Genomic DNA, 22,401 nt, shown 5'->3' on the forward strand with positions numbered 1-22,401 from the left:
CCCAGCGGACGGAACGTACGTGTACGACGTAAGCGGTCGCGCCCAGCGCAGCGGCACCGGCGGGCCCACCCGTCGCGCACTCCTCGGAACCGCGGCCGCCGTCGGCCTCACCGCCACCGTCGCGGGATGTTCCGTACCCACGACCGGGCGCGCGGCCGCCCACGCCGCCAAGGACGCCCCCCTCGCCGCCCCCCGCACCCCCCTCCTCCTCCAGATCCTCGCCCACCCGGACGACGACCTGTACTTCATGAACCCCGACACCCAGCACACCCTCGACTCCGGGGTTCCGCTGGTCAGCGTGTATGTCACCGGCGGGGAGGCCAATGGGGACAACCGGGTGGTCAGCGACACCGGGCCGCACGTCTACGACAAGGCCGCCTACTCCTCCGCCCGGCACCAGGGGCTGCGGCAGGCCTACGCCACCCTCCTCGGGCTCGACAAGTACACCCCCTGGGAGAAGTCCGTCGCCGAGCTGCGCGGCGGGCACCGCGCCGAGGTCAACCGGCTCCAACACCGGGGCCGCAGCGTGGAGTTGGTGTTCCTCAACACCGCGATGCACACCCCGCTCGGGGGGCGGATGGGACTGCCCAGCCTCTGGGAGGACCACCGCCTCCAGCTGCCCGTCGTCATCGCCGAAGGGTCACCGCTCACCCAGGCCAAGGCCTACACCTACGACGACATGGTCGACGTCCTCGCCGGGATCCTCGACGACTACGCGCCCACCCTCGTGCAGACCCTCGATCCCGACCCCGACATCCAGCACAGCTCCCCCGCGAACCGCTCGCACGACTCCGAGCAGCCCGGGTACTCCGATCACGCCGACCACACCGCCGCCGCCTCCTTCGCCTGGGCCGCGATGATCCGGCACGCCGAGCGGGGCAACGCCTTCCTCGCCACCGCCTACCGCGCCTACTACAACCGGCACTGGCCCAAGAACCTCCCCCCGAAGGTGCTCGCCGAGAAGGCCGCGCACCTCGTTCCGTACGGCGGCGCCAAGGACTGGCAGTGCGGGAATCCCGGCGGCTGCGGGGACTACAACGTCGGCGGCAACCGGCCCCTCACCAACTGGAAGGGGTGGGTCCGCTCCACCCACCACCGCCACCCCGGCACCCGGCTCACCCTGTCCGGCGACGGCTCGTACGCCTACGGAGTGCTCGGGCTGCGGGCCGTGAGATGGAGCCGGAACGACGATGGCGGCTGGGGCGGCCCCGAGGACCTCGGCGGCTCGCCCCTCGCTCCCGTACTCGGCGGCGCCACCCTCCCCGACGGGCGTCAGATGCTGTTCGGGCTGCGGTTCTCGTCCCTCCAAGGGCGGGCCGGCGCCAATACCCGGGAGATCGTCACGCTCGAACAGGCCTCCCCCGGCGGGAAGTTCGGAGCCTGGCGAGGGCTCGGGAATCCCGAGCGCGGGGACGACCGCGGGCGGCGGATCGGGACTCCGCTCGCCCTCGCCGCGCCGGACGGGCGCGTCCACCTCTTCGTGCGCAACGCCGACCGCGGCATCAGCTCACGCACCCGGGCGGCGGACGGCACCTGGTCCCCCTGGCGCGATCTCGGTGGCGCATCCGTACAGGAAGGGCTGAGCGGCGTCGTCGACGGGCGCGGGCGCGTGCACGTCTTCGCGGCCGGCGCCGACACCGTGCACCACTGGACCCAGGCCGCCCCGGGCAAACCCCTCGCCCCCGCCCCCTCCCGGCTCCCGCTCGCCGTCGACGCGGTGGCCCCGGTCCCGCTCGGCGACGGCGTACAGCTCCTGTACCGCACGTCCGCCGACCCCGCAAAGGCCCTCCAGGACCCCGGCTCCCCCGCCTCCCCGCACCTCACCTCCGTGGACGCGAGCGGCCGCCCCGCGAAACCCGTCGCACTCGACGGGTACGGGCCCGTCGGCGCCGCAAGCGGGTTCATGCTGGGTGCGGACGAGCAGGGGATCCTTCAACTGGCCCATGAACAAAGGGTGTTGAAGCGTACCCAGGGCGTCGTGCCCGTCGGCCTTCCCACCCTGTACGTCCGGGACGGGCGCGCGCTCGCCGTCGGGCTCGGGGTCGACGCCCGGCCCTGGTCCTGGCGGCCATAGAAACCCCGGCAACCCGGCCGTAAAACCCCGGACAACGCGAAGAGCCCCGCACCTCGAAAGGTGCGGGGCTCTTCTGACAGCTCAGCGAGCTACCAGGTCAGACGGTCAAGTAATTACTTGACGATCTTGACGACCTGGCCGGCGCCCACGGTCCGGCCACCCTCACGGATGGCGAACTTCAGGCCCTCCTCCATGGCGACCGGCTGGATCAGCGCGACCGTCATGGCGGTGTTGTCGCCCGGCATGACCATCTCGGTGCCCTCGGGGAGGGTAACGACACCGGTCACGTCAGTCGTACGGAAGTAGAACTGCGGGCGGTAGTTGTTGAAGAACGGCGTGTGACGGCCACCCTCGTCCTTGGACAGGATGTACGCCTGGGCCTCGAACTCGGTGTGCGGGGTGACCGAACCGGGCTTGATGATGACCTGGCCGCGCTCGACGTCCTCGCGCTTGATGCCACGGAGGAGCAGACCGACGTTCTCACCGGCCTGGCCCTCGTCGAGCAGCTTGCGGAACATCTCGATGCCGGTGACCGTGGTGGTGGTCTTCTCGGTCTTGATACCGACGATGTCGACGGTCTCGTTGACCTTCAGGACACCACGCTCGATACGACCGGTGACGACGGTGCCACGACCGGTGATCGTGAAGACGTCCTCGATCGGCATCAGGAACGGCTTGTCGACGTCACGCTCGGGCTGCGGGATCGCCTCGTCGACGGCGGCCATCAGGTTCAGGACCGACTGGCCCCACTCCTTGTCGCCCTCGAGCGCCTTGAGCGCCGAGACCTTGACGACCGGCAGGTCGTCGCCCGGGAACTCGTACTCGGAGAGGAGCTCACGGACCTCGAGCTCGACGAGCTCCAGGATCTCCTCGTCGTCCACCATGTCGGCCTTGTTCAGGGCGACGACGATGTACGGAACGCCGACCTGGCGGGCCAGGAGCACGTGCTCCTTGGTCTGCGGCATCGGGCCGTCGGTGGCGGCAACCACGAGGATCGCGCCGTCCATCTGCGCGGCACCCGTGATCATGTTCTTGATGTAGTCCGCGTGACCGGGGCAGTCGACGTGGGCGTAGTGACGCGACTCGGTCTGGTACTCGACGTGCGCGATCGAGATCGTGATACCGCGCTGGCGCTCCTCAGGAGCCTTGTCGATCTGGTCGAAGGCCGAGGCCTCGTTCAGGTCCGGGTACGCGTCGTGCAGCACCTTGGTAATGGCGGCCGTGAGGGTCGTCTTACCGTGGTCAATGTGACCGATGGTGCCGATGTTGACGTGCGGCTTAGTCCGCTCGAACTTCGCCTTCGCCACTGAGTCCTCCTGTGGAGTGGTTCTGTACGCCTTGCTTCATCGGCGCCAGGTGATCTTTGCTGGGATGCCGGGGCCCGGGGCATTCACCGCAAACCTGATGGTTTACGCCGAATGCCCCAGTGGCTCCGGTGACAAGCCTAAAGCGTGAACTCGGAAGAGTTACTCGCCCTTGGCCTTCGCGATGATCTCCTCGGCGACGTTCCGCGGAACCTCGGCGTAGGAGTCGAACTGCATCGAGTAGCTTGCGCGACCCGAGGTCTTGCTGCGGAGGTCGCCGACGTAGCCGAACATCTCCGAGAGGGGCACGAGGCCCTTCACGACGCGGGCGCCGCTGCGCTCCTCCATGGCCTGGATCTGGCCACGGCGGGAGTTGATGTCACCGATGACTTCACCCATGTAGTCCTCGGGCGTGACGACCTCGACGGCCATCATCGGCTCAAGGAGCACGGGAGAAGCCTTGCGCGCGGCCTCCTTGAAGGCCTGCGAACCGGCGATCTTGAACGCGAGCTCGGAGGAGTCGACCTCGTGGTAGCCACCGTCGAGAAGGATGACGCGGACGCCAGTCATCTCGTAGCCGGCCAGGATGCCGAACTGCATGGCCTCCTGCGCACCCGCGTCCACCGACGGGATGTACTCCCGGGGGATGCGGCCACCGGTGACCTTGTTGACGAACTCGTACGACGCCTCGCCGCCCTCGATGGGCTCGATCGCGATCTGCACCTTGGCGAACTGACCGGTACCACCGGTCTGCTTCTTGTGGGTGTAGTCCACGCGCTCGACGGTCTTGCGGATCGTCTCGCGGTACGCGACCTGCGGCTTGCCGACGTTCGCCTCGACCTTGAACTCGCGACGCATACGGTCGACGAGGACGTCGAGGTGAAGCTCGCCCATACCACCGATGATGGTCTGGCCGGTCTCCTCGTCCGAGTGAACCTGGAAGGAGGGGTCCTCCTCCGCGAGACGCTGGATGGCGACACCCAGCTTCTCCTGGTCACCCTTGGACTTGGGCTCGATGGCGACCTGGATCACCGGAGCCGGGAAGTCCATGGACTCCAGGATCACCGGGGACTTGTCGTCGCACAGCGTCTCACCGGTGGTGGTCTGCTTCAGGCCCATGACGGCGACGATGTCACCGGCGCCCACCGACTCGATCTCCTCACGCTTGTTCGCGTGCATGCGGTAGATCTTGCCGATGCGCTCCTTCTTGCCCTTGACGGAGTTCAGCACCGAGGTGCCGGCCTCCAGGCGACCGGAGTAGATCCGGATGAAGGTGAGCTTGCCCAGGTGCGGGTCGCTCGCGATCTTGAACGCCAGCGCCGAGAGGGGCTCCTCGTCGGACGGCTTGCGCTTGACCACGACCTCCGGGTCCTTGACGTCGTGGCCCTCGATGGCCTCGACGTCCAGGGGGGAAGGCAGGTAACGGACGACGGCGTCGAGCAGGGGCTGGACGCCCTTGTTCTTGAACGCGGTGCCGCAGAACACGGGGGTGACGGTGGTGTCGCCGCCCTTGCCGGACGCGATGGTGATACGACGCACCGCGGCGTACAGCTGCTCCTCGGTGGGCTCGACGCCCTCAAGGAAGAGCTCCATGATCTCTTCGTCGTTCTCCGCGACGGTCTCGACCAGCTTGCCGCGCCACTCTTCAGCAGCCTCGGTGTGCGTGGCCGGGATGTCGACGACGTCGTACATCTCGCCCTTGGTCGCTTCCGCGGACCACACGAGGGCCTTCATGCGGACCAGGTCCACAACGCCCTCGAAGTTGGCCTCGGAACCGATCGGCAGCTGCATCACGATCGGGGTGGCGCCGAGGCGGTCCACGATCATGTCCACGCAGCGGTGGAACTCAGCGCCGGTGCGGTCGAGCTTGTTGACGAAGCAGATACGCGGAACGCCGTAACGGTCGGCCTGACGCCAGACCGTCTCGGACTGCGGCTCCACACCGGCGACACCGTCGAACACGGTGACCGCACCGTCGAGGACGCGGAGCGAACGCTCCACCTCGACCGTGAAGTCCACGTGGCCCGGGGTGTCGATGATGTTGATGGTGTGGTCGACGTCCTCGAGCGGCCAGTGGCAGGTCGTCGCGGCGGACGTGATGGTGATGCCGCGCTCCTGCTCCTGCTCCATCCAGTCCATCGTGGCAGCGCCGTCGTGGACCTCACCGATCTTGTACGAGACACCGGTGTAGAACAGGATCCGCTCGGTGGTGGTCGTCTTGCCCGCGTCGATGTGGGCCATGATCCCGATGTTGCGGACCTTGGCCAGGTCAAGTGAAGTGGTAGCCATATCGGCTCAGTCTTCTCTCGGTCTCGATGTGGGTAGCGACTACCAGCGGTAGTGCGCGAAGGCCTTGTTGGACTCGGCCATCTTGTGGGTGTCCTCACGCTTCTTGACCGCAGCGCCGAGGCCGTTGGAGGCGTCGAGCAGCTCGTTCATGAGGCGTTCGGTCATGGTCTTCTCACGGCGGGCGCGGGAGTAGCCCACGAGCCAGCGCAGCGCGAGGGTGGACTGACGGCCGGGCTTGACCTCGACCGGAACCTGGTAGGTCGCGCCACCGACACGGCGGGACTTGACCTCAAGGGACGGCTTGACGTTCTCCAGCGCGCGCTTCAGCGTGATGACCGGGTCGTTGCCGGTCTTCTCGCGGAGGCCTTCCATGGCGCCGTAGACGATGCGCTCGGCGGTGGAGCGCTTGCCGTCCAGCAGGATCTTGTTGATCAGCGAGGTGACAAGAGGAGAGCTGTAGACCGGGTCGATGATGACCGGGCGCTTCGGGGCGGGGCCCTTACGAGGCATTCTTACTTCTCCTTCTTGGCGCCGTAGCGGCTGCGAGCCTGCTTACGGTTCTTGACGCCCTGCGTGTCGAGGGAACCGCGGATGATCTTGTAACGAACACCCGGCAGGTCCTTCACACGGCCACCGCGCACGAGCACGATCGAGTGCTCCTGCAGGTTGTGACCCTCACCCGGGATGTAAGCCGTGACCTCGATGCCGGAGGTCAGACGCACACGCGCGACCTTACGGAGCGCCGAGTTCGGCTTCTTCGGGGTGGTCGTGAACACACGCGTGCAGACGCCACGACGCTGGGGCGAACCCTCGAGCGCGGGCGTCTTGTTCTTCTCGACCTTGTCCTGCCGGCCCTTCCGGACCAGCTGCTGGATCGTAGGCACTACTTCTCCGGTTTCTGTGTGCCGTAGTAAAACTAACCTGGAACACGTCTCCGACCCACGCGGTCGGGTGTGTCGAATACTGCAGACCCCCGCCCAAAGGCAGGAGAGGCGCAGATTGCGGTGGCCGGTCCAGAAGCTCGCGCTGCGGACGTAGGCACGCAGCGGAGCCCAGGCACACCCCAGGCACAAGGTCTGAGCGTACCTACCTCATCGACTTGGGTCAAAACAAATGCCGTCCACCCCGACACGCCGGTGAGCAGCCCCTCGGTCGTCCCGCCCGGATCCCGGGTCCGCCGAGGGGCGCCGCTCAGCTGCTGGCCGAGCGCCGGGGGTGTACGCCCCGAGAGCGGGCCCCGCTCACCGCGATGATCATCTCCGCCATCTCGACGAACTGCCGGCGGTGACTGTCCGGGATGCCCAGGAGTTCGGCCGCCTCCGCGGGCGTGACCCTGCCGCGCCCGGCGTCCACACGGTCCTTGCGGGGCCCGTCCGGCAGCGGCAGGTCCTCGGCCGTCACCCGGCCCGACTCGATCAGCATGTCCCGCAGCCCCACCCCCAGAACCCGCGCGAGGGCGCGCATGGTCTCCAGGTCGGGCAGGCTCTGCCGCTGCAGCAGCCGGGTCACCGCGGCCCGATGGACGCCCGCGTCCTCCGCGAGCCGGGATCTGCCGCCGCCCCGCGGGCTGTCGATGTCGTATCCGCGCTCGCGCATCAGGTCCTCGACCCAGCCCGCAAACCGCTCCATATCCGAGCTTTTCTCGCCCATAGCACGCTCCCTCCGCAACAAAGCCGACCCTACCGTCCGTTCGCGCGCGCAATGACCAGCATGAAGTGCGAGTCCGCAACTAGCCACCCCGCCAGGCAAAAACCCGGTATACGCAGGGACAACCGGCTGGAAACGGGCCACGGAACGTCGAACGCCCGCAACCAAGAGCAAGGTTTGTTGCGCACTCGCACGCAATATCGGTAACGTTGATTGCGCCACCGCAACAAGAGGGTCCGCAACCCCTCCCGCTTCCAGAGAGGGATTCCGTCCCATGCCCGCACCCGCACCCGCCCGCGCACCCCTGTCCCGGGGCGGCCATCCCGCCGCCCGGCGTTCCGAGGACTGGCGTACGCACGCCGCCTGCATCGGCCTGCCCGACGATGCCGTCTTCGCCCGCGAGCCCGAGGCCGCCCGGCCCGCCCTGCGCGCCTGCGACATCTGCCCCGTACGCCGTTCCTGCCTGGAGGCCGTCGCGCCGCGCCGCAGCTGGTTCGACGGCGTCAGCGGCGGGCGCCTGTGGCGCAACGGCCAACAGGTCAAGATCCCGGCCGGTTTCGACCGCCCCCGCACGGCCGACCGCCTTCGCACGCCCCCCGCCGGTTCCGGACCCGACCGCCGTCGGGAGCCGCAGTCATGAGCACGAGCACAGGAGCAGCAGTCATGAGCCACCGCCCCGACCCCGCCGCCGTCTGGCTGGGCATCCTGCTCCGGCAGTTCCCCGAGCTGCACCAGGAGCTCGCCCCCGGCCGGGGCACCCGCCCGCTCGACGCGGTGCGCTCGGGTCGGCCCACCGCACCGGCCGCACCGATACGCCTGTTCATCTCCGACACCATCCGCGACATCACCGACGGCGTGGTGGAGCTGGAGGAGGCGGTCACCGAGAAGCTGCGCATACCGCGCCCGCCGCGCGGCACGGTCGAGCAGCGCCTGGCCCGGCTGATCGGCCTGCTCGACGAGGTCGCGGCACGCCCGATCCTGGCCGAGCACGTACGCGGTGAGGCCCGCCGGATGGCCCGCCGCTGCTCGCTGGCGCTGGGCGATGCCGAGAGCCCGGTCCGCGTCGGCGGCCGCTGCCCGCACTGCGACTCCGTGTCCCTGCGCGTCTTCCCGCACCGCGAGACCGTCCTGTGCGTCAACCCGGGCTGCCGCTGCGCCGAGGCGGAGTGCGGCTGTCGTACGGACGCCGCGCACCGGCACTCCTGGGTCCGGGCCGACTGGCAGCGCCTCGCGGAAGCGACCGACGGCGACCTGGCGGAACTGACGGCGGCTCAGGACGCGGAGGGGCCAGCGGAGGTGCTGTCGGCGGCGTGCGACACGGAAGGGGTCTCCCGATGAGCCGGACGCGTACGACTGCCCCCTACACCCCGGCCGGGGCCCTCATCACCACGGCGATGGCGGCCGAGGAGGCCGCGGTCACCCCCGACACCATCCGTAAGTGGGTCCAGCTCGGACACATCGCACCGGCGGGCCGCAGCGGCCGCTCCCATCTCTTCCACCTGGCCGACGTCTTCGCCGCGGAGCGGGCAACGCGCAGGCCCCACGAACTCCGCGCCTGAATTCCATCTCCGTACATACGAGTGCCCCGCAGCCGGTGTGGCTGCGGGGCACTCGTATGTACGAAGGGGGTTCGGCGCGACTTCCAGGGGCGGGCCCCACCCGCCCCCGTCGGACGGCTAGCGCACCCGGGGCCGCGGCGAACCGCTGCGCCCGGCCGGGCCGCGTACGTCCCACGCGGGCACCTGGTAGACCTGCGCGTCGGCCGGGGTGTCGTCCCCGAAGGTGGCCATGGCCTCCTGCCACCCGGTGACGAACCCGTTGAGCTCCGCGTCCCCGATGGCCCGCTCCGCCACCTTGCCGACGACGGCGGTGAGCGCCCGGGCGACCTCGGGGGTGAAGGACCCTGCGGTGGCGGAGTCGGCGGCCACCTCCACAGTGGCGGTCACGACGTCCGAGACGCGCTCGCTGTACACACTCACCGCGTGACTCCTCCGCACCCCACGACCTGCTCGCTCATGCCACCCCCAGGTGCTCTTTGACGGCCCATATGCCCTTCCGTGCCACTCCCTGGCATCTGTCATGAGATGCCCCAGAGTGCGCGACAACCACAAACCTAACCCGAGGAACTGACACTGTGTTCCCTGAGGGCCGCGCCCGGATCGCTCAGCAGATGAGCGGCTCGTCGAGCACCACGAGCGACAGGCGTAATTGCGCCCTCGAAACCTCAAGTTGCGTGCCCGCACGATCTCGTTCACAATAAGTGCAGCGGCGGAGCTGTGCCCCCTACCGGGTGCGGCCCGCCGCTTCTCGTTGAGCGCTCCGGTGCGTACGGGCCGAACGGCAGCCCGCTCTCCCGCCCTCCGCACCGCCCGCGCGGCCCGCACCCACCGCCGCTCGACGCACTCCGCCCTTCAACTCACCGAAAGGAGGCCCGGTTGAACGAGGCCCTGCTCGCGTTCCCCGACGTGGAACGTCTGATCGTCGACCACCTCAAGTACCGGCCGGAGCTGGCCGGGGTGGCGGTCGACAACCGCCCGCCCGCCGACTTCGACGGTACGCACCAGGCGGTGCTGGTCTCCCGGACCGGCGGCGCCTGGGTCGACGACCTCCATCTCGACCAGCCACTCGTCGAGTTGGAGGTGTACGGCAAGACCAAGACGGAGGCACACACGGTGTCGCTCTCGGTCCGCGCCGCGCTCCTCCAGCTCCGCGGCACCACGTACGGCACCGCGGTCGTCACCGACGTCGTGGAGACCGAGGCGGTGCGCTGGCTGCCGGACTACAACCGGCCGGCCGGCAACCGCTATCTGACCACGGTGCGCCTGTCCCTGCGCCCGTCCTGACCGCCCTCCCCATGAAGGCCCCGCCGAATCCGGCGGGGCCTTTCGCGCATCCTGAACGAACTAGGAGAACCACCATGTCCGGAATGAATCCGAGCGAGATCCGCGTGGCCGGCACCGGCCGCATCTTCCTCGCCAAGGTCGGCACCGACGCCCCCGCGGACACCACCACCGACTGGGGCACCGCCTGGCACGACCTGGGTTACACCAGCACCGACGGCGTGAAGTTCGGCCGCAAGGGCAAGACCGCCAACATCGACACCTGGCAGTCGCTGACCCCGGCCCGCACGATCTACACCGAGCGCGAACTGACCCTGAAGTTCGGCATGCTCCAGCTCAACGAGGACACCCTGCCGTTCTTCTTCGGCGGCGGCGAGGTCGTCGAGACCGCCCCGAACTCGGGCCTCTACAAGTACGAGATCCACAGCGACCAGGGCGAGGACGAGCGCGCCCTTGGCGTGGAGTTCACCGACGGCGCCGAGGTGCGCTACCGCTTCGTCGTCCCGCGCGGCCTGGTGACCGTCTCCGACGACGTCGACCTCAACCGCAAGGGCGCCGTGAAGCTCGGCGTCACCTTCACGGCAATGGCCACGAAGCCGGACGCGCCGCTGGCGACGTGGCTGATGAAGGACAAGGCGTTCGCTACGAAGTAGTGCGCCAGAGGCGGGAGTTGGAACCCCGCCCCGCCTGAATGGGGCGCCGCCCAACGCCCCCGCCGCCGGGGCGGCGCCCCTCCCCTTCCCCCCTTCTCTCTTACTTAGGAGCAGCACCATGTCCGGATTCGACGTCAACGCGGCCCGCGCCCAGCGCCTGGAGGCCCACGGGACCGCCTGGTCCTTCCAGTTGGACGGCGACACCTTCGAACTCCCCACCGAGATCGGCCACCGTACGGCCCGCGCGCTGCGGGAACTCGACGACAGCGACGTCGACGGGCTGCTCGGACTGCTCCTGGGCGAGGCCCAGTTCAAGCGGTTCCTGGAGCACGACGTGACGATGCAGGACATCGCCGCGGTCCTGGAGGCGTACGGCAAGGAGACCGGGCTCGGCCTGGGGGAAGACTGAGCCTCGACGCGTTCGTCGAAGAACACGCCGAGGCTCTCGAAGCCGACCTGCTACGCCATTACGGCGTGGACCTGCTGGACTGGCACCGCGGGGCGGTGTCGTCCCGCCGCCTCACGGTCCTCGTGAAGCACCTGCCACGCGACAGCGCGGTCAACCGCGACCTGCACGGGGAGGCGGTGGAGTGGGACGCGTCCACGCACCTGCTGGCCGCGACGGTGGACCACCTGGCGGTGGCGAACTGGATGACGGCGACGATCAATGGCGGCGAGGACTCCGATCCGCTGGAGTATCCGGAGGGGGTGCCGCGGCCGGCCTCCTTGGGGGCCTCTGAGGACGAGGCACTGACGCCCGGGGCGAACGATTCACTGCCCGGCCCGGAGGAGTTGGCCCGCTTCTTCTTCTGAGCCAACGGGATCCGCGATTTCACGTCGCCCACAGATCTCTCCACCGAAATCGACACGCCCCTGTTCGACGGAGAGACGAGCTTCTCGCCACCGCGCACAGGGCAGGACTATGGGCCTGTCAAAGAAAGTGCAGAACTATAAAAGGGAGGAGCACCAGGTGGACCGTTCCCAGCAGAATGATCCCGTTTCTCAGATCTCCGCGCCCCTGAGACTTCCCTCCGTACAACTCCATTTCCGTACGCGCCCGGCGGTCCGGTGACCTGGGATCGTAAATCACCTGGACCCTCTCGCCGTCACGTGAAATTCGACCGTCGGCCAGAGGGCTCCGGTATGAGGTGGCACGCCCGTCCAGAGTGGTAAACCGGAAGAACTCCAGCACCCGGCCCTCATCCCAGGATGCACCAGTGCATTCCGCAGTGACAGCCACTCCCGTCTTGCGGAGCCTGCGATCTACCAGCAATGGGTAGATGCCGAATGGGAATACGTAGAGAGCTGTCGGCACGAGCACGATAAATCCGTACACAAGCCACAAAGAATTTTGCCACATCCAACTCAGCACAGACCCCCCCAGGGCCAATAATTCGCAAATTTACGGCAAACTATCACAAGTCGGCAGGAGAGATCAAGAACTGCCTGACCTCCGAACGAATGGAGTAACGAGATGGCCATCGATCCAGGCCCCTTGGTGAGCGATTACTTCGTCGAGAAATTCGAAGACACAAAGGAGGAGCATGCCGAATTCAACAGGAAGATCAATGATGTCAACTTTGCCGTAAACGGCCTGGGGCTGACGGTCAATGGCTGGACCAACACCATCAGCACTTTGAGCGGAAGCATCGAGGGGCTCAAGGTCGGGCTCGGCGCCATAGCGCTCGGATTCACTCCCGTAAAAGTCGATGGCGCCCTTTTCAAGATGGACGAAAAGGGAATTGTATACGCCGGCAAGCAGAAGTGGACCTGGCCACACGCCCGGGATGAGAAGCAGAAACAAGAGGCCGCGGATAAGCGGGCATCCAAGCTTCAGGGAAAACTGGAAGAAGCTGGGCAAACTGCAAGGGATAGCGTTGAGCAGGCCAGACTGGACCCTCGCGACGCCGAGAAGGCAAGGAAAGCAAAAGAGGACGTCGCCGCGTTCCGCGTCGCCTACTACAACGCCCGGGTGGACATCCAGCGGGCGCAGCAGCTGCGAGACAACGCGAAAGCCGCAGAAACCGCGGCCAGGGAAGCCAGGGAGAAAGTGCAGCGGGATGCACAAGCTACCGGACATACCGTTCAATCCCTGGCGCAGCAGGTTCGGGAACTCGAAAGAGAATTGGTCGCGCACTGAGAATGGTTCCCCGCCCCAGGGCACTGCCGCGAAAACAGGATCGGAATAGAACATGTCCCTAGTCCAGTCCCTGACCAGAGCCTCCGGCTCGCTAAAAGGATTCAAAACAGGAATAGACGGCGCCGGCCGCTCCGCCGGTGCCCTCGGGCGGCAGGCCGGGGCCGCCAACAGCAATGTGGGGCGGATCAAGGGGGCCGCTCAGCAGTCCGCTCGTGAGCTCAAGGGGATGAAGACCGCCGCCGACCAGGCCGCCAAGTCCGTCGGGAAGGTCGGCAAGGAGGCCGGGGCCGGCGGGGTTTCCATGGGGAAGCTCCAGGGCGGGCTCAAGAACGCCGACGGGGGGTTCAAGGGGCTCAACAAGGCCATGAAGGGCAACGTCATCGGGATGCTGCTCGAACTCTTCGCCCCGCTCATCGAGAAGGTCGTCGCCATGGCGACCAAGTCGAAGGCGATGCAGAAGATCATGAAGGTCGCCTTCGACGTCATCGGCAAGGCCGTCGACACCGTGATGAAGGCGATCGGGCCGCTGATGAAGGCCACCGGGAAGGTCATTTCGTCGGTCTGGAACGGGATCAAGGGGGCCATTCTGCCCATCGCCCTGTGGATCGCCAGTTTCATCCCCGGCGCGTTCGACACCGTCAAGAACGCCCTGTCCAGCGCCTGGGGCGGGCTCTCCCGCTTCGCGGGCGGGGTCTTCGACGGGATCCTGTCGGCGGTGAAGTCCCCGCTCAACATGGTCATCGGGCTCATCAACTCCGCCATCGGCGCCCTCAACGGCATCAAGGTGTCGATCCCGGGCTGGGTCCCGCTGGTCGGCGGGAAGACCTTCGGCGTCAGCATCCCGAGGATTCCGATGCTCGCGGAGGGCGGCATCGTCGCCCCGCGCAGCGGCGGTGTGCCCGCGATCGTCGCCGAGGCGGGCGAGTCGGAGGCGGTCATGCCGCTGTCGAAGCTGGACCGGCTGCTGAGCCGTACCGCGGCCCGTGCCGCATCGGTCCCGGCCGGGCCCGACGGGTACGGCAACGGGTTCCACATCGAGAACTACTACGCCACCCAGAGCACCGACCCCCAGCACACCGCCCGCGCCCTCCTCTTCCTCGCCAAGGCCCGGGGATGAGCCACAACACCCGGAACACCCCTCGGAGGGAGGACTCCCATGGCCGCAGCCCTGGCCCATCCGCTCGCCGGCTCCAGCGGTGCCTTTCGTAACTTCGGCGGCTCGGTCGGTCAGGCCGCCCGGGCCGCCGGGAGCGCCCGGAACGGCATCACCGGCGCCGCCCGTGCCGTCGACCGGATCAGGGCGTCCACCACCCAGGCCGGCAAGAACATCAAGCAGTTCGCGACCGGCGCCGACGCGGCCGGCCGGGCCGCGGGGGCACTCGGGCGGCAGGCGCGCGGGGCCGGCTCCGGGATCCTGAAGGTCAAGTCCGGCGCCCAGCGCGGCACCCGCGAGCTCAAGAACCTGAAGCGGAGCTCCGACAGTGCCGCCAAGTCCATCGGGCTGGCGGGCAAGGGCTCCGGCGTGCTCGGAAAGGTCGCCACCCTTTTCGGCGGCAATCTCAAGATCGCCGGCGCGGTCATGACCGCGGTCAACCTGGTCATGAAGGCCAACCCATGGGTCCTGGTCGCCACCCTGCTCGCCCCGTTCGCCGAACAGCTCATCGAGTTCGCGCTGAACTCCGAGCTCGGACAGCAGCTCATGGAGACGGTGTTCTCCACCGTCGGCAGCCTGATCGAGACCGCCCTGACGTACATCGCCCCCGTCGTCACCGGCTATCTGACCGTCGTCCTCGGGTTCTGGAAGGGGCTCGGAGACGTCATCAAGCCGGCCCTGAAGTGGGTCACCAGATCGGTTCCGGGTGCCTTCCGTACGGTCAACTCCGCCATGGAGAAGGCACTTCACGGCATGGGCGGCTTCCTGGAGAGCGGCTTCCAGATGGCCGTCGGCGTCATCAAGGGCCCGATCAACGGGCTCATCGCCTTCGCCAACTGGGTCATCGACGGACTCAACAGCCTCAGTTTCAGCATCCTCGGCAAGCACTTCGGCGTCGACCTGGCCAAGATCCCGATGCTCGCCGAGGGCGGGGTCGTCTCCCCCCGCACCGGCGGAGTCCCGGTGATCCTCGCCGAGGCGGGCGAGGCCGAGGTCGTCCTGCCGCTGTCCCGGCTCGACGCGCTGCTCGCCCGCACCGCCGAGGCGGCCCGCGCCGCGCGGCCCACCGCCCGCACCCCCCGTATCGAGCACTACCACGAGCCCGAGGGCCGCGGCTCGTACGGCATCGCCGAGGAACTGCTCTTCCTGGCGCACACCACGTAACCCAGAAGGTGAGGGCCGACCACCCATGCCCCCAGTACAGTTGACCACCACTACCGAACCCCCCGGCTCACTGATCACCCGCGACGGGCAGATCCAGTGGGCCGGACTTCTTTTCGGGCCCGGCACGGACTACGAGATCGCCGACAGCGGTCTCACCGGCTGGGCCGACCTCCCCGGCCTCGACAGCGGCGACGTGCTGCGCCCCGACCAGCACGGCGCCTGGCCCGGCGCCCAGTGGTCGCAAGCCCGTACCGTCACCGCGTCCGTCTGGCTGCTGCCCGACCAGCGCGAGCAGGCGGCCGCCGTGGCGCAGCGGTTCCGCGCCGCGACCTCGGTGCACTCCGGCGAGCAGTGGCTTGCCGTACGACTGCACGGCGAGACGCTGGCCGTGCAGGCCCGGGTCAGCCAGCGTTCGATTCCGCACGACCGCATGTACGTCACGCAGGGCGCCGCCAAGGCGACCGTGCAGTGGGTCTGCGCCGATCCGCGCCGCTTCTCGCTCGACGTGCAGTCCGTACGCACCGGGCTTCCGCTGCCCGAGACGGGTCTGACCTGGGAGCGGCCGCCCGCCCAGACGCCCGACCCGGACCAGCCCCCGCCCAAGCCCGACGAGGAGACCCGGCCGACCGGCGCCCCGGCCCCGCTCGTCGCGCCCGCCGAAGCGCCGCCGGCTCCCGTTCCCACGTCCGGCCTCGCCTGGCCGCTGGGCTGGGGCACGGCCAGGTCCACCGGGCTCGCCACCGCGTTCAACAGCGGCGACGCGCCCGCCAACCCGGTGATCGAGTTCCGGGGCCCGGTCCGCAGGCCGTCGCTGACCCGGCTCGGCGACGGGCTGCGCCTGGAGTACGACATCACGCTGGCCACGTCCGACGTACTGACCGTCGACACCGGCGCGGGCACGGTGCTGCTCAACAACACCGCCTCGCGCATCCACACGGCCACGGCCTGGTCCACACCCGAGCAGCTCTTCCAACTGGAGCCGGGCCAGAGCACGTTCGGCTTCCGCTGCGCGGCGGGTTCGAACCCGAGCCCTGCCGGTCCTCAGCCGTCGGCGACGGTCACCTGGCGCAACGCGCACTGGTGACCCGCCCCCGCACCTCAACTTCCGTACACCACTTAGGAGTTCGCATGAACATCGGCAGTGCCTGGCTGCTCAACAGCACCGACGGCAACGGCGGACAGTCCCGGCTCGACACTCGGCTCGCCCCGATCGGCACCATGGCCCCCGACGGCCCGCTCGCCACCCGTAGCGGCGTGATCCCCGGCTCCCCCGAGGGTCGGTTCCTCATGTCCGGCCTGTACGTCTTCGGCGACACCGCGGGCATGAGCGGGCTCGTCGCGCCGGGCCGGGCCGTCGTCCAGGGCCGCGCGGGCTCCGGCGCCTACCCCGTCTACATCCCCGAGTACACGAGCCTCACCTTCCTCGACGGCGACCCGGGCCTGCCCCGCATCGACCTCGTCGTGCTGCGGGTGTACGACGACGCGGGCAGGACCGCCGCCGTCCTCGAAATCGTCCAGGGTGACTACGCCGCCTCCCCCGTCGCACCCCGCGTCCCGGAGGCGGCCCTCGCGCTCGCCGAGGTCAAGGTGCCGATCGGGGCCTCCGCGGGCAACGGCGGCATCGACTGGACCACGGCCGTGAAGGACGTGCGCCGGCCCACCGCGTCGGTCGGCGGCATCATCCCGGGCGGCGGCGCCTACAACGGCTCCTACCCCGGCCAGTACCGCGACAACGGCGGCAGCCTGGAGCGCTGGAACGGTACGGAGTGGCGGCCCTACCCCGAGCCGCGCTCGGGCTGGGAGGACTACACGCCGGCCTGGGGCCAGGCCACCGCGGGCGCGCCGGTCCCGAAGATCGGCAACGGCACGCTGTGGGGCCGGTACATCAAGGACGGCCCGATCGCGCACTTCCAGGCCGCGCTCACCATCGGCTCCACCAGCAGCTGGGGCGGCCCGGGCCGCAACGGCAACTGGTACCTGACCCTGCCGATCCGCCCGGCGGGCCCGCGCGGTCTGACCGTCAACTTCCGCGCCCGCACCGGCGGCGACCCCGGCGGCTACTTCTACGGCGGCGCCGAGACCAGCACCGCGTACCACCCCAACGGCGTGGCCCGGAACTGGTCCACCATCCAGTCCAACGGCAGGCCGACCGGCGTGTGGGTCGACGCCGACGACCCGATGACGCCGGTGCCCGGCAGCTGGTACGAGGTGTGGGGCACCTACGAGGTCGCCCCGTGAACCGCGTGACACCCACGGGCGAGGTCACCTACCGCGCCCTGTTCTGCGACCTGCGCACCGACCGGGTCATCGACGCGCTGCCGCTCACCGAGGTCGAGTTCGACGACTTCATCGGCAAGCCCGGCCAGCTGCGCGCCACCGTGCCGCTGCCCGACGCGGCGCTCGCGGGGCGGGCCCGCGAGGCGCTCCGGCCCGGCCGCACCGCGGTCTGGCTGGAGCGCGGCTCCGACATCTGGTGGGGCGGCATCCTGTGGACCTGCACCCCGGCCGGCGACGAGCGCGGCCGGCTCGACGTGCAGATCCAGGCGGGCACCTTCGACTCGTACCTGGACCACCGCATCCTGTCGGGCGATCTGGCCTTCCCGGCCCCCGGCACCGACCAGTTCGAGATCGTCCGCGCGCTCGTACGGCACGTCCAGGAGCAGCCCGGCGGCGACATCGGCATCGTCCTCGACGAGGGCCTGTCCGGCGTGCTCGGCAGCCACGCCTACGCCCGGACCGACCTCGCCCGGGTCCGCGAGCTGATCGACGCGCTCGCCGCCCTCCAGTACGGATTCGAGTGGCGCATCCAGTGCTACCGCGACTCCGAGACGGGCGCCCGGGTCAAGAAGCTCCAGCTGGGCCACCACAAGATCCGTACCGGCTCGGTGCCGATCGTCCTGGACCGTCCTGGACCGGTGCTCACCTACAGCCTGCCCGCCGACTCGACCGTGCAGGCCAATGTGTGGCTGGCCCGCGGCGAGACCGCGAACAACAACAACGCCGCGGCCTCGCTCCCCCAGATGTCCGACCCGGCCGTCGCCGCCGACGACCTCGACGCGGGCTGGCCACGCCTCGAAAGCTCCTCGGACCACAGCGGGGTCTTGGACAAGGCCGTCCTGGACAGCCTGGCCCGGGCCGAACTCGCCCGCTCCAGGCGCCCGCAGGTCATCCCCGAGATCACCGTCCGCGTGGACGGCCGCATCACCCCCGCCCTCATCGGCGCCTCGGTGCTGCTGCGCATCCGGGACGGCTGGCACCAGGACGGCACCGATCCGCGCTACCGGGTCGTCGGCCTGACGGTGACGCCGCCCGGCCGCGGCCGCAGCGAGACCGCGAAGCTCTACCTGGAACTGGAGGACGCCTAGATGGCCGCGATCCCCACGGATCTCCTGGACCGCATCCGTGCCCTGGAACGCCAGGTCCGCGCCCTGATGGGCAGCGCCAACACCCGGCCCGCGATGGACCGGATCAGCGGCGGCAACGTCGTCATCAGCGACGGCGGGCAGCTCGCGGTGCGCAACCGCGACGAGCAGAAGGGCGCCGAGCTCCTCTACATCGGCCAGGTCTCCCCGGCCCGGCCCGGCGGCGAGGAGCAGCAGGGCTTCTTCGTGCGGCGCGACGACGGCTCCAAGGCCCTCACCGTGCACGCGGACGCCCCCGACCTCCAGCCCAACCAGTCGGTGAAGGTCTTCGACCGCAAGGGCAACGCGCTGTTCGCCGACGACACCGGCGGCGCGGGCCTTGCCCGCCCCTACATCCCGTATCCGCTGCCCACCCCCGAGGACACCGGCCACTGGGAGTCCACCTCGGCCACCGAGTGGACCACCCTCTACAACGGCAACGCGATCGCCCAGCACCCGAATCTGTACTGCCTGATCGCGGCGACGCAGGGCGGCGAGGTCCGGCTGCTCGTCAACGGCGCCCAGGTCGGGCCGAGCGCCGCGGGGACGCTGGAGTTCACCGCGCCCCTCGGGGCCCCGTACGACAGCCCCGTGACCTTCCTGGTGCAGGCCAGGGCCACCGCGCCCGGCGCCACCGTCCGCTGCTCGCCCCGCGCGCTGTACGGCGTCAAGTCCTGACCCCCGCCCGATAGTTCTAGGAGCCCCTCCGTGTTGCCCACCACCATTCCCACGGTGACCGTCACCGCCCGCTACCTCACCCCGGCGGGCCTCGCCCTGAGCGGCACGGTCACCTTCAGCGCCCCCACCCTGCTCACGCACACCGCGAGCGATGTCATCCTGGGCGGCCCGATCGTGGCCCCGCTGGACGCGGACGGCCGGATCAGCGCGGTCCTTCCGGCCACCGACACCCCGGGCATGAACCCGGTCAAGTGGCAGTACACGGTGACCGAGCAGCTCTCCGGCCTGCCCGCGAACCGCACGTACAACATCGTGCTCCCGGCCGCCCAGGCCACCGTCGACCTGGCCGACCTCGCGCCCGCCGACCCGCAGGCGCCCCAGTACGTCGCCGTGCCGGGCCCGCCCGGCCCAGCCGGTGCGCAGGGCCCGGCGGGGCCGGCGGGCGCCCCCGGCGTCGTACGGTCGGTGAACGGCCGGAACACCGCGGACATCGTCCTCGCGCCCGCCGACGTCAAGGCGGTGGCCGCGGCCTCCGTCGGCGTCGCGAACGGCGTGGCCTCGCTCGACGCAGCCGGACGGGTGCCGGCCGCGCAGCTGCCGCCGGGCACGGTCGACCCGGTGTCGTCCGTCAACGGCAAGAAGGGCGCGGTCGTGCTGAGCGCGGCCGACGTCAACGCGCTCGACCAGGCGGCAGGCGACCTGCGCTACGTACGCCCGGAGGGCATCCCCGTCCAGTCGGTCAACGACCGCACCGGAAAGGTCGTCCTCGACGCTGCCTCGGTGGGCGCCGCCCCGCTCGGCTCGGCGGTACTGCTGACCGGCACGCAGAACATCGACGGCGCCAAGACCTTCACCTCCGTACCGTCCTCGGCCGCCGCCCCCGCGGCCGCGGCCCATCTGACGCGCCGGGACTACGTCGACGCCGTCGCCACCCCCGGCAGCTGGGCCCCCGGCGACCTCGGCTTCAAGGCCTGGGGGTTCGATCCGGCGGCCACCTCCGGCAACCGCTCGCAGTACTGCGGCGCGGGCTCCGTCTACCTGATGGGCATCCGCCTCAGCACCCCCGCCACCATCAGCAGCGTCGCCTTCTACTGCACCGGCTACGTCGGCGGCACCCTCAGCGAGGCGACGTACGCGGGTCTGTACGACGCGAACGGCACCAGGGTCGGCATCACCGGCTCCCTCAAGGACGTCATCAAGGACGGCGCCACCGCCGTGTGCCCGCTGACCAAGGCGTACGACGCTCCGGCCGGCAGCTACTGGGTGGCGCTGGTCGTCAACGGCCCCTCCGAGCCGGGCAAGGGCCCCGCGTTCGCGATGGGAGCGGGCGCGGGCGACCGTCCGGCCGGCTCCGCCCGGATGCCGAACGCCTTCGCCCGCTACGGGCGGCTGCCCGCGACGGGCCAGGCCTCGCTGCCGACCAGCTTCGCCCCGAAATCCATCGTCACCGACACCAACTCCCTCTGGGCCGCCGTCGCCTGACCGGCCCCCGACCCGCCCCCGAAAGCCCCCCCGTGCCGCGGCGCCGGGGGCATTCGTCCGTCCCCGCTCCGAAAAGGAATCGCATGTCAACTCCCTTGTCCGCAGAGGCATTTGTGGCCGCACTGCGCGCCGAAGGCGTCGCCGTCGTCGAGGTCGACGGCTGGCGCGACCACAACCGCAACCACAAGGGCGCCTGGGGCCCGGTCAACGGCGTGATCGTCCACCACACCGTGAGCAGCGGCACCGACTCCTCGGTCCGCCTGTGCTACGACGGCTACGACGAGCTGCCCGGCCCGCTGTGCCACGGCGTCATCGCCAAGGACGGCACCGTCCACCTGGTCGGCAACGGCCGCGCCAACCACGCGGGCGGCGGCGACCCGGCCGTCCTGAACGCGGTGATCGGCGAGAGCTACGCCGCCCGGCCCCCGGCCACCCACCAGCACGAGGGCAGTTCCGGCGCGGTCGACGGCAACGCCCGCTTCTACGGCTTCGAGTGCATCAACCTCGGCGACGGCTCCGACCCCTGGCCGGCCGCCCAGCTCGACGCAATCGAGCGGGTCTCGGCGGCGCTCTGCCGGGCCCACGGCTGGTCCGCGAAGAGCGTGATCGGCCACCTGGAGTGGTCGGACTGGAAGAGCGACCCGCGCGGCTTCGGCATGCCCGACATGCGCTCGCGCATCGCCGCCCGCCTGTCCGGGAAGCCGTCCGAGACCTCCGAGGGCGCCGCCGCGATCGCCGCGGCGGCCAGCCCCAACGGCCCGCGGCGCCACCAGCCGTTCCCCGGCGCCGAGTTCTTCGCCGAGGGCCGGAACTCGCCGGTGATCACCGCGATGGGCCGCCGCCTGGTCGCCGAGGGCTGCTCGGCGTACGCGGAGGGCCCGGGCCCGCGCTGGAGCTCCGCCGACCGCGCCTCGTACGCCCTGTGGCAGAAGGAGCTCGGCTTCGACGGTGCGGACGCCGACGGCGTGCCGGGCCGCAGCTCCTGGGACGCCCTGAAGGTCCCGTACACCGCCTGATCCCCCGGCCGCACAGCTCCCCCGAGCCCCCAGAAATGAGAACCCCCATGTCCGAAGCCGCCAAGCACGCCCTGCGCACCGTCCTGCAAACGGCCGTCGGTCTCGCCCTCGCGCTGCCCGCCATCGTGGACGCCTCCGGCGTTTCCGCCAGCCTCCCGTGGGTCGCGGGAGCACTCGCCGTGGCCGGCGGTCTCGCCCGTGTCATGGCCCTGCCCGCCGTGCAGGCCCTGCTGCCCGGCTGGCTGCGCACCCGGTCCCAGCCCACGGGTGCCGCCGATGACCGAGCCTGACCCGGGTGACCCGGTCGCGGTCGCCCTGGAGCTGGAGCGCCTTCGCGGCACCCTGGAGGCCGGGTTCGCCCGGGTCGACGGGGCACTGGCCCTCCTTGTGCAACGCAGCGACCAGACCGACCGACAGCTGGCCGACCACGAAAGCCGCCTGGACGCCCTGGAGCGGGCCCGCTGGCCGGTCACCAGCATCGCCGCGCTCACCGCGGTGACCGGCACGGCGCTCGGCCTGTGGCAGCTGGCCGCCCGCTGAAAACCCCGAAGGGCGCCCAC

At 69.9% G+C, this 22,401-nt stretch carries 25 protein-coding genes; 19 read left to right on the top strand and 6 right to left on the bottom strand.

Features of this window, described 5'->3' with window-relative positions:
* Positions 1 to 19: 19 nt before the first annotated feature.
* Positions 20 to 2,074, top strand: coding sequence for a PIG-L family deacetylase (locus ACSHXC_RS15980; protein WP_438292251.1), 2,055 nt, complete (start codon positions 20 to 22; stop codon positions 2,072 to 2,074).
* A 113-nt stretch (positions 2,075 to 2,187) separates the two neighbouring features.
* On the opposite strand, the gene tuf is transcribed toward ACSHXC_RS15980, so the two are convergent.
* From tuf to ACSHXC_RS16005, 5 genes are all read right to left on the bottom strand, one after another.
* Positions 2,188 to 3,381 carry an elongation factor Tu gene (tuf, locus tag ACSHXC_RS15985; protein ID WP_053731194.1) on the bottom strand — a complete coding sequence of 398 codons (1,194 nt, stop codon included), beginning with the start codon at positions 3,379 to 3,381 and terminating at the stop codon, positions 2,188 to 2,190.
* Positions 3,382 to 3,540: 159 nt separating this feature from the next.
* Entirely contained in the window at positions 3,541 to 5,667 is a 2,127-nt protein-coding gene (gene fusA / locus ACSHXC_RS15990) for an elongation factor G (protein WP_189963081.1), read from the bottom strand.
* 39 nt (positions 5,668 to 5,706) lie between these two features.
* Entirely contained in the window at positions 5,707 to 6,177 is a 471-nt protein-coding gene (gene rpsG, locus ACSHXC_RS15995) for a 30S ribosomal protein S7 (protein ID WP_053731192.1), read from the bottom strand.
* A gap of 2 nt (positions 6,178 to 6,179) precedes the next feature.
* Complete coding sequence (gene rpsL, locus ACSHXC_RS16000) at positions 6,180 to 6,551, bottom strand: 30S ribosomal protein S12 (RefSeq protein WP_003948652.1); 372 nt, start codon at positions 6,549 to 6,551, stop codon at positions 6,180 to 6,182.
* Positions 6,552 to 6,858: 307 nt separating this feature from the next.
* Complete coding sequence (locus tag ACSHXC_RS16005; protein ID WP_438292252.1) at positions 6,859 to 7,317, bottom strand: helix-turn-helix domain-containing protein; 459 nt, start codon at positions 7,315 to 7,317, stop codon at positions 6,859 to 6,861.
* 271 nt (positions 7,318 to 7,588) lie between these two features.
* Here ACSHXC_RS16005 and ACSHXC_RS16010 point away from each other — a divergent pair, with 271 nt between their 5' ends.
* The 3 genes from ACSHXC_RS16010 to ACSHXC_RS16020 are packed head-to-tail and all read left to right on the top strand — an operon-like array spanning position 7,589 to position 8,873.
* A complete protein-coding gene (locus ACSHXC_RS16010) occupies positions 7,589 to 7,954 on the top strand; it encodes a WhiB family transcriptional regulator (RefSeq protein ID WP_438292253.1) in 366 nt (121 codons plus the stop codon).
* Positions 7,951 to 8,652 carry a hypothetical protein gene (locus ACSHXC_RS16015; RefSeq protein WP_438292254.1) on the top strand — a complete coding sequence of 234 codons (702 nt, stop codon included), beginning with the start codon at positions 7,951 to 7,953 and terminating at the stop codon, positions 8,650 to 8,652. The genes ACSHXC_RS16010 and ACSHXC_RS16015 overlap by 4 nt, the downstream gene beginning before the upstream one ends.
* Positions 8,649 to 8,873: a hypothetical protein gene (locus ACSHXC_RS16020; RefSeq protein ID WP_438292255.1), complete on the top strand. Its 225-nt coding sequence runs from the start codon at positions 8,649 to 8,651 to the stop codon at positions 8,871 to 8,873. The genes ACSHXC_RS16015 and ACSHXC_RS16020 overlap by 4 nt, the downstream gene beginning before the upstream one ends.
* A 117-nt stretch (positions 8,874 to 8,990) precedes the next feature.
* On the opposite strand, the gene ACSHXC_RS16025 is transcribed toward ACSHXC_RS16020, so the two are convergent.
* Positions 8,991 to 9,293, bottom strand: coding sequence for a hypothetical protein (locus ACSHXC_RS16025; RefSeq protein WP_438292256.1), 303 nt, complete (start codon positions 9,291 to 9,293; stop codon positions 8,991 to 8,993).
* A 456-nt stretch (positions 9,294 to 9,749) separates the two neighbouring features.
* Here ACSHXC_RS16025 and ACSHXC_RS16030 point away from each other — a divergent pair, with 456 nt between their 5' ends.
* The 15 genes from ACSHXC_RS16030 to ACSHXC_RS16100 all read left to right on the top strand — a co-directional run bounded on the left by ACSHXC_RS16030 (position 9,750) and on the right by ACSHXC_RS16100 (position 22,381).
* Positions 9,750 to 10,157 carry a hypothetical protein gene (locus ACSHXC_RS16030; protein WP_438292257.1) on the top strand — a complete coding sequence of 136 codons (408 nt, stop codon included), beginning with the start codon at positions 9,750 to 9,752 and terminating at the stop codon, positions 10,155 to 10,157.
* A gap of 74 nt (positions 10,158 to 10,231) precedes the next feature.
* Positions 10,232 to 10,807: a phage tail protein gene (locus ACSHXC_RS16035; protein WP_438292258.1), complete on the top strand. Its 576-nt coding sequence runs from the start codon at positions 10,232 to 10,234 to the stop codon at positions 10,805 to 10,807.
* A gap of 118 nt (positions 10,808 to 10,925) precedes the next feature.
* Positions 10,926 to 11,216, top strand: a complete 291-nt coding sequence (locus ACSHXC_RS16040) for a hypothetical protein (RefSeq protein WP_438292259.1) — start codon at positions 10,926 to 10,928, stop codon at positions 11,214 to 11,216.
* Positions 11,217 to 11,281: 65 nt separating this feature from the next.
* Positions 11,282 to 11,620 carry a hypothetical protein gene (locus ACSHXC_RS16045; protein WP_438292260.1) on the top strand — a complete coding sequence of 113 codons (339 nt, stop codon included), beginning with the start codon at positions 11,282 to 11,284 and terminating at the stop codon, positions 11,618 to 11,620.
* Between the two features lie 661 nt (positions 11,621 to 12,281).
* Positions 12,282 to 12,947, top strand: a complete 666-nt coding sequence (locus tag ACSHXC_RS16050; RefSeq protein WP_438292261.1) for a hypothetical protein — start codon at positions 12,282 to 12,284, stop codon at positions 12,945 to 12,947.
* Between the two features lie 52 nt (positions 12,948 to 12,999).
* Complete coding sequence (locus ACSHXC_RS16055; protein WP_438292262.1) at positions 13,000 to 14,064, top strand: phage tail protein; 1,065 nt, start codon at positions 13,000 to 13,002, stop codon at positions 14,062 to 14,064.
* Positions 14,065 to 14,103: 39 nt separating this feature from the next.
* Positions 14,104 to 15,264 (top strand): hypothetical protein, encoded by a 1,161-nt coding sequence (locus tag ACSHXC_RS16060; RefSeq protein WP_438292263.1) that lies wholly within the window; start codon positions 14,104 to 14,106, stop codon positions 15,262 to 15,264.
* Between the two features lie 25 nt (positions 15,265 to 15,289).
* Positions 15,290 to 16,348 (top strand): phage distal tail protein, encoded by a 1,059-nt coding sequence (locus ACSHXC_RS16065; RefSeq protein WP_438292264.1) that lies wholly within the window; start codon positions 15,290 to 15,292, stop codon positions 16,346 to 16,348.
* A 44-nt stretch (positions 16,349 to 16,392) separates the two neighbouring features.
* On the top strand, positions 16,393 to 17,502 hold the full coding sequence (locus ACSHXC_RS16070) for a hypothetical protein (RefSeq protein WP_438292265.1): 1,110 nt from the start codon (positions 16,393 to 16,395) through the stop codon (positions 17,500 to 17,502).
* Complete coding sequence (locus tag ACSHXC_RS16075) at positions 17,499 to 18,629, top strand: hypothetical protein (RefSeq protein ID WP_438292266.1); 1,131 nt, start codon at positions 17,499 to 17,501, stop codon at positions 18,627 to 18,629. Before ACSHXC_RS16070 ends, ACSHXC_RS16075 begins: the two co-directional genes overlap by 4 nt.
* Positions 18,630 to 19,343: a hypothetical protein gene (locus ACSHXC_RS16080; RefSeq protein ID WP_438292267.1), complete on the top strand. Its 714-nt coding sequence runs from the start codon at positions 18,630 to 18,632 to the stop codon at positions 19,341 to 19,343. It abuts the gene before it with no gap.
* A gap of 30 nt (positions 19,344 to 19,373) precedes the next feature.
* The gene (locus ACSHXC_RS16085; protein ID WP_438292268.1) at positions 19,374 to 20,825 is read left to right on the top strand and encodes a phage tail protein; all 1,452 of its coding nucleotides are present in this window, start codon (positions 19,374 to 19,376) and stop codon (positions 20,823 to 20,825) included.
* 83 nt (positions 20,826 to 20,908) lie between these two features.
* The gene (locus ACSHXC_RS16090) at positions 20,909 to 21,841 is read left to right on the top strand and encodes a peptidoglycan-binding protein (RefSeq protein ID WP_438292269.1); all 933 of its coding nucleotides are present in this window, start codon (positions 20,909 to 20,911) and stop codon (positions 21,839 to 21,841) included.
* A gap of 47 nt (positions 21,842 to 21,888) precedes the next feature.
* Positions 21,889 to 22,131: a hypothetical protein gene (locus tag ACSHXC_RS16095; RefSeq protein WP_438292270.1), complete on the top strand. Its 243-nt coding sequence runs from the start codon at positions 21,889 to 21,891 to the stop codon at positions 22,129 to 22,131.
* A complete protein-coding gene (locus tag ACSHXC_RS16100; protein WP_438292271.1) occupies positions 22,118 to 22,381 on the top strand; it encodes a hypothetical protein in 264 nt (87 codons plus the stop codon). The genes ACSHXC_RS16095 and ACSHXC_RS16100 overlap by 14 nt, the downstream gene beginning before the upstream one ends.
* Positions 22,382 to 22,401 lie beyond the last annotated feature (20 nt).

This window comes from Streptomyces sp. HUAS TT7, assembly GCF_051550175.1.
Taxonomy (GTDB): domain Bacteria; phylum Actinomycetota; class Actinomycetes; order Streptomycetales; family Streptomycetaceae; genus Streptomyces.

Excerpts from the sequence above, each read along its gene's own strand:
- rpsG (WP_053731192.1), bottom strand. The coding sequence starts at position 6,177 with ATGCCTCGTAAGGGCCCCGCCCCGAAGCGCCCGGTCATCATCGACCCG.
- ACSHXC_RS16055 (WP_438292262.1), top strand. The coding sequence starts at position 13,000 with ATGTCCCTAGTCCAGTCCCTGACCAGAGCCTCCGGCTCGCTAAAAGGA.
- fusA (WP_189963081.1), bottom strand. The coding sequence starts at position 5,667 with ATGGCTACCACTTCACTTGACCTGGCCAAGGTCCGCAACATCGGGATC.
- ACSHXC_RS16050 (WP_438292261.1), top strand. The coding sequence starts at position 12,282 with ATGGCCATCGATCCAGGCCCCTTGGTGAGCGATTACTTCGTCGAGAAA.
- ACSHXC_RS16020 (WP_438292255.1), top strand. The coding sequence starts at position 8,649 with ATGAGCCGGACGCGTACGACTGCCCCCTACACCCCGGCCGGGGCCCTC.
- ACSHXC_RS16065 (WP_438292264.1), top strand. The coding sequence starts at position 15,290 with ATGCCCCCAGTACAGTTGACCACCACTACCGAACCCCCCGGCTCACTG.
- ACSHXC_RS16010 (WP_438292253.1), top strand. The coding sequence starts at position 7,589 with ATGCCCGCACCCGCACCCGCCCGCGCACCCCTGTCCCGGGGCGGCCAT.
- ACSHXC_RS16060 (WP_438292263.1), top strand. The coding sequence starts at position 14,104 with ATGGCCGCAGCCCTGGCCCATCCGCTCGCCGGCTCCAGCGGTGCCTTT.
- ACSHXC_RS16100 (WP_438292271.1), top strand. The coding sequence starts at position 22,118 with ATGACCGAGCCTGACCCGGGTGACCCGGTCGCGGTCGCCCTGGAGCTG.
- ACSHXC_RS16090 (WP_438292269.1), top strand. The coding sequence starts at position 20,909 with ATGTCAACTCCCTTGTCCGCAGAGGCATTTGTGGCCGCACTGCGCGCC.
- ACSHXC_RS16015 (WP_438292254.1), top strand. The coding sequence starts at position 7,951 with ATGAGCACGAGCACAGGAGCAGCAGTCATGAGCCACCGCCCCGACCCC.
- ACSHXC_RS16040 (WP_438292259.1), top strand. The coding sequence starts at position 10,926 with ATGTCCGGATTCGACGTCAACGCGGCCCGCGCCCAGCGCCTGGAGGCC.
- ACSHXC_RS16080 (WP_438292267.1), top strand. The coding sequence starts at position 18,630 with ATGGCCGCGATCCCCACGGATCTCCTGGACCGCATCCGTGCCCTGGAA.
- ACSHXC_RS16095 (WP_438292270.1), top strand. The coding sequence starts at position 21,889 with ATGTCCGAAGCCGCCAAGCACGCCCTGCGCACCGTCCTGCAAACGGCC.
- ACSHXC_RS16005 (WP_438292252.1), bottom strand. The coding sequence starts at position 7,317 with ATGGGCGAGAAAAGCTCGGATATGGAGCGGTTTGCGGGCTGGGTCGAG.
- ACSHXC_RS16070 (WP_438292265.1), top strand. The coding sequence starts at position 16,393 with ATGAACATCGGCAGTGCCTGGCTGCTCAACAGCACCGACGGCAACGGC.
- ACSHXC_RS16035 (WP_438292258.1), top strand. The coding sequence starts at position 10,232 with ATGTCCGGAATGAATCCGAGCGAGATCCGCGTGGCCGGCACCGGCCGC.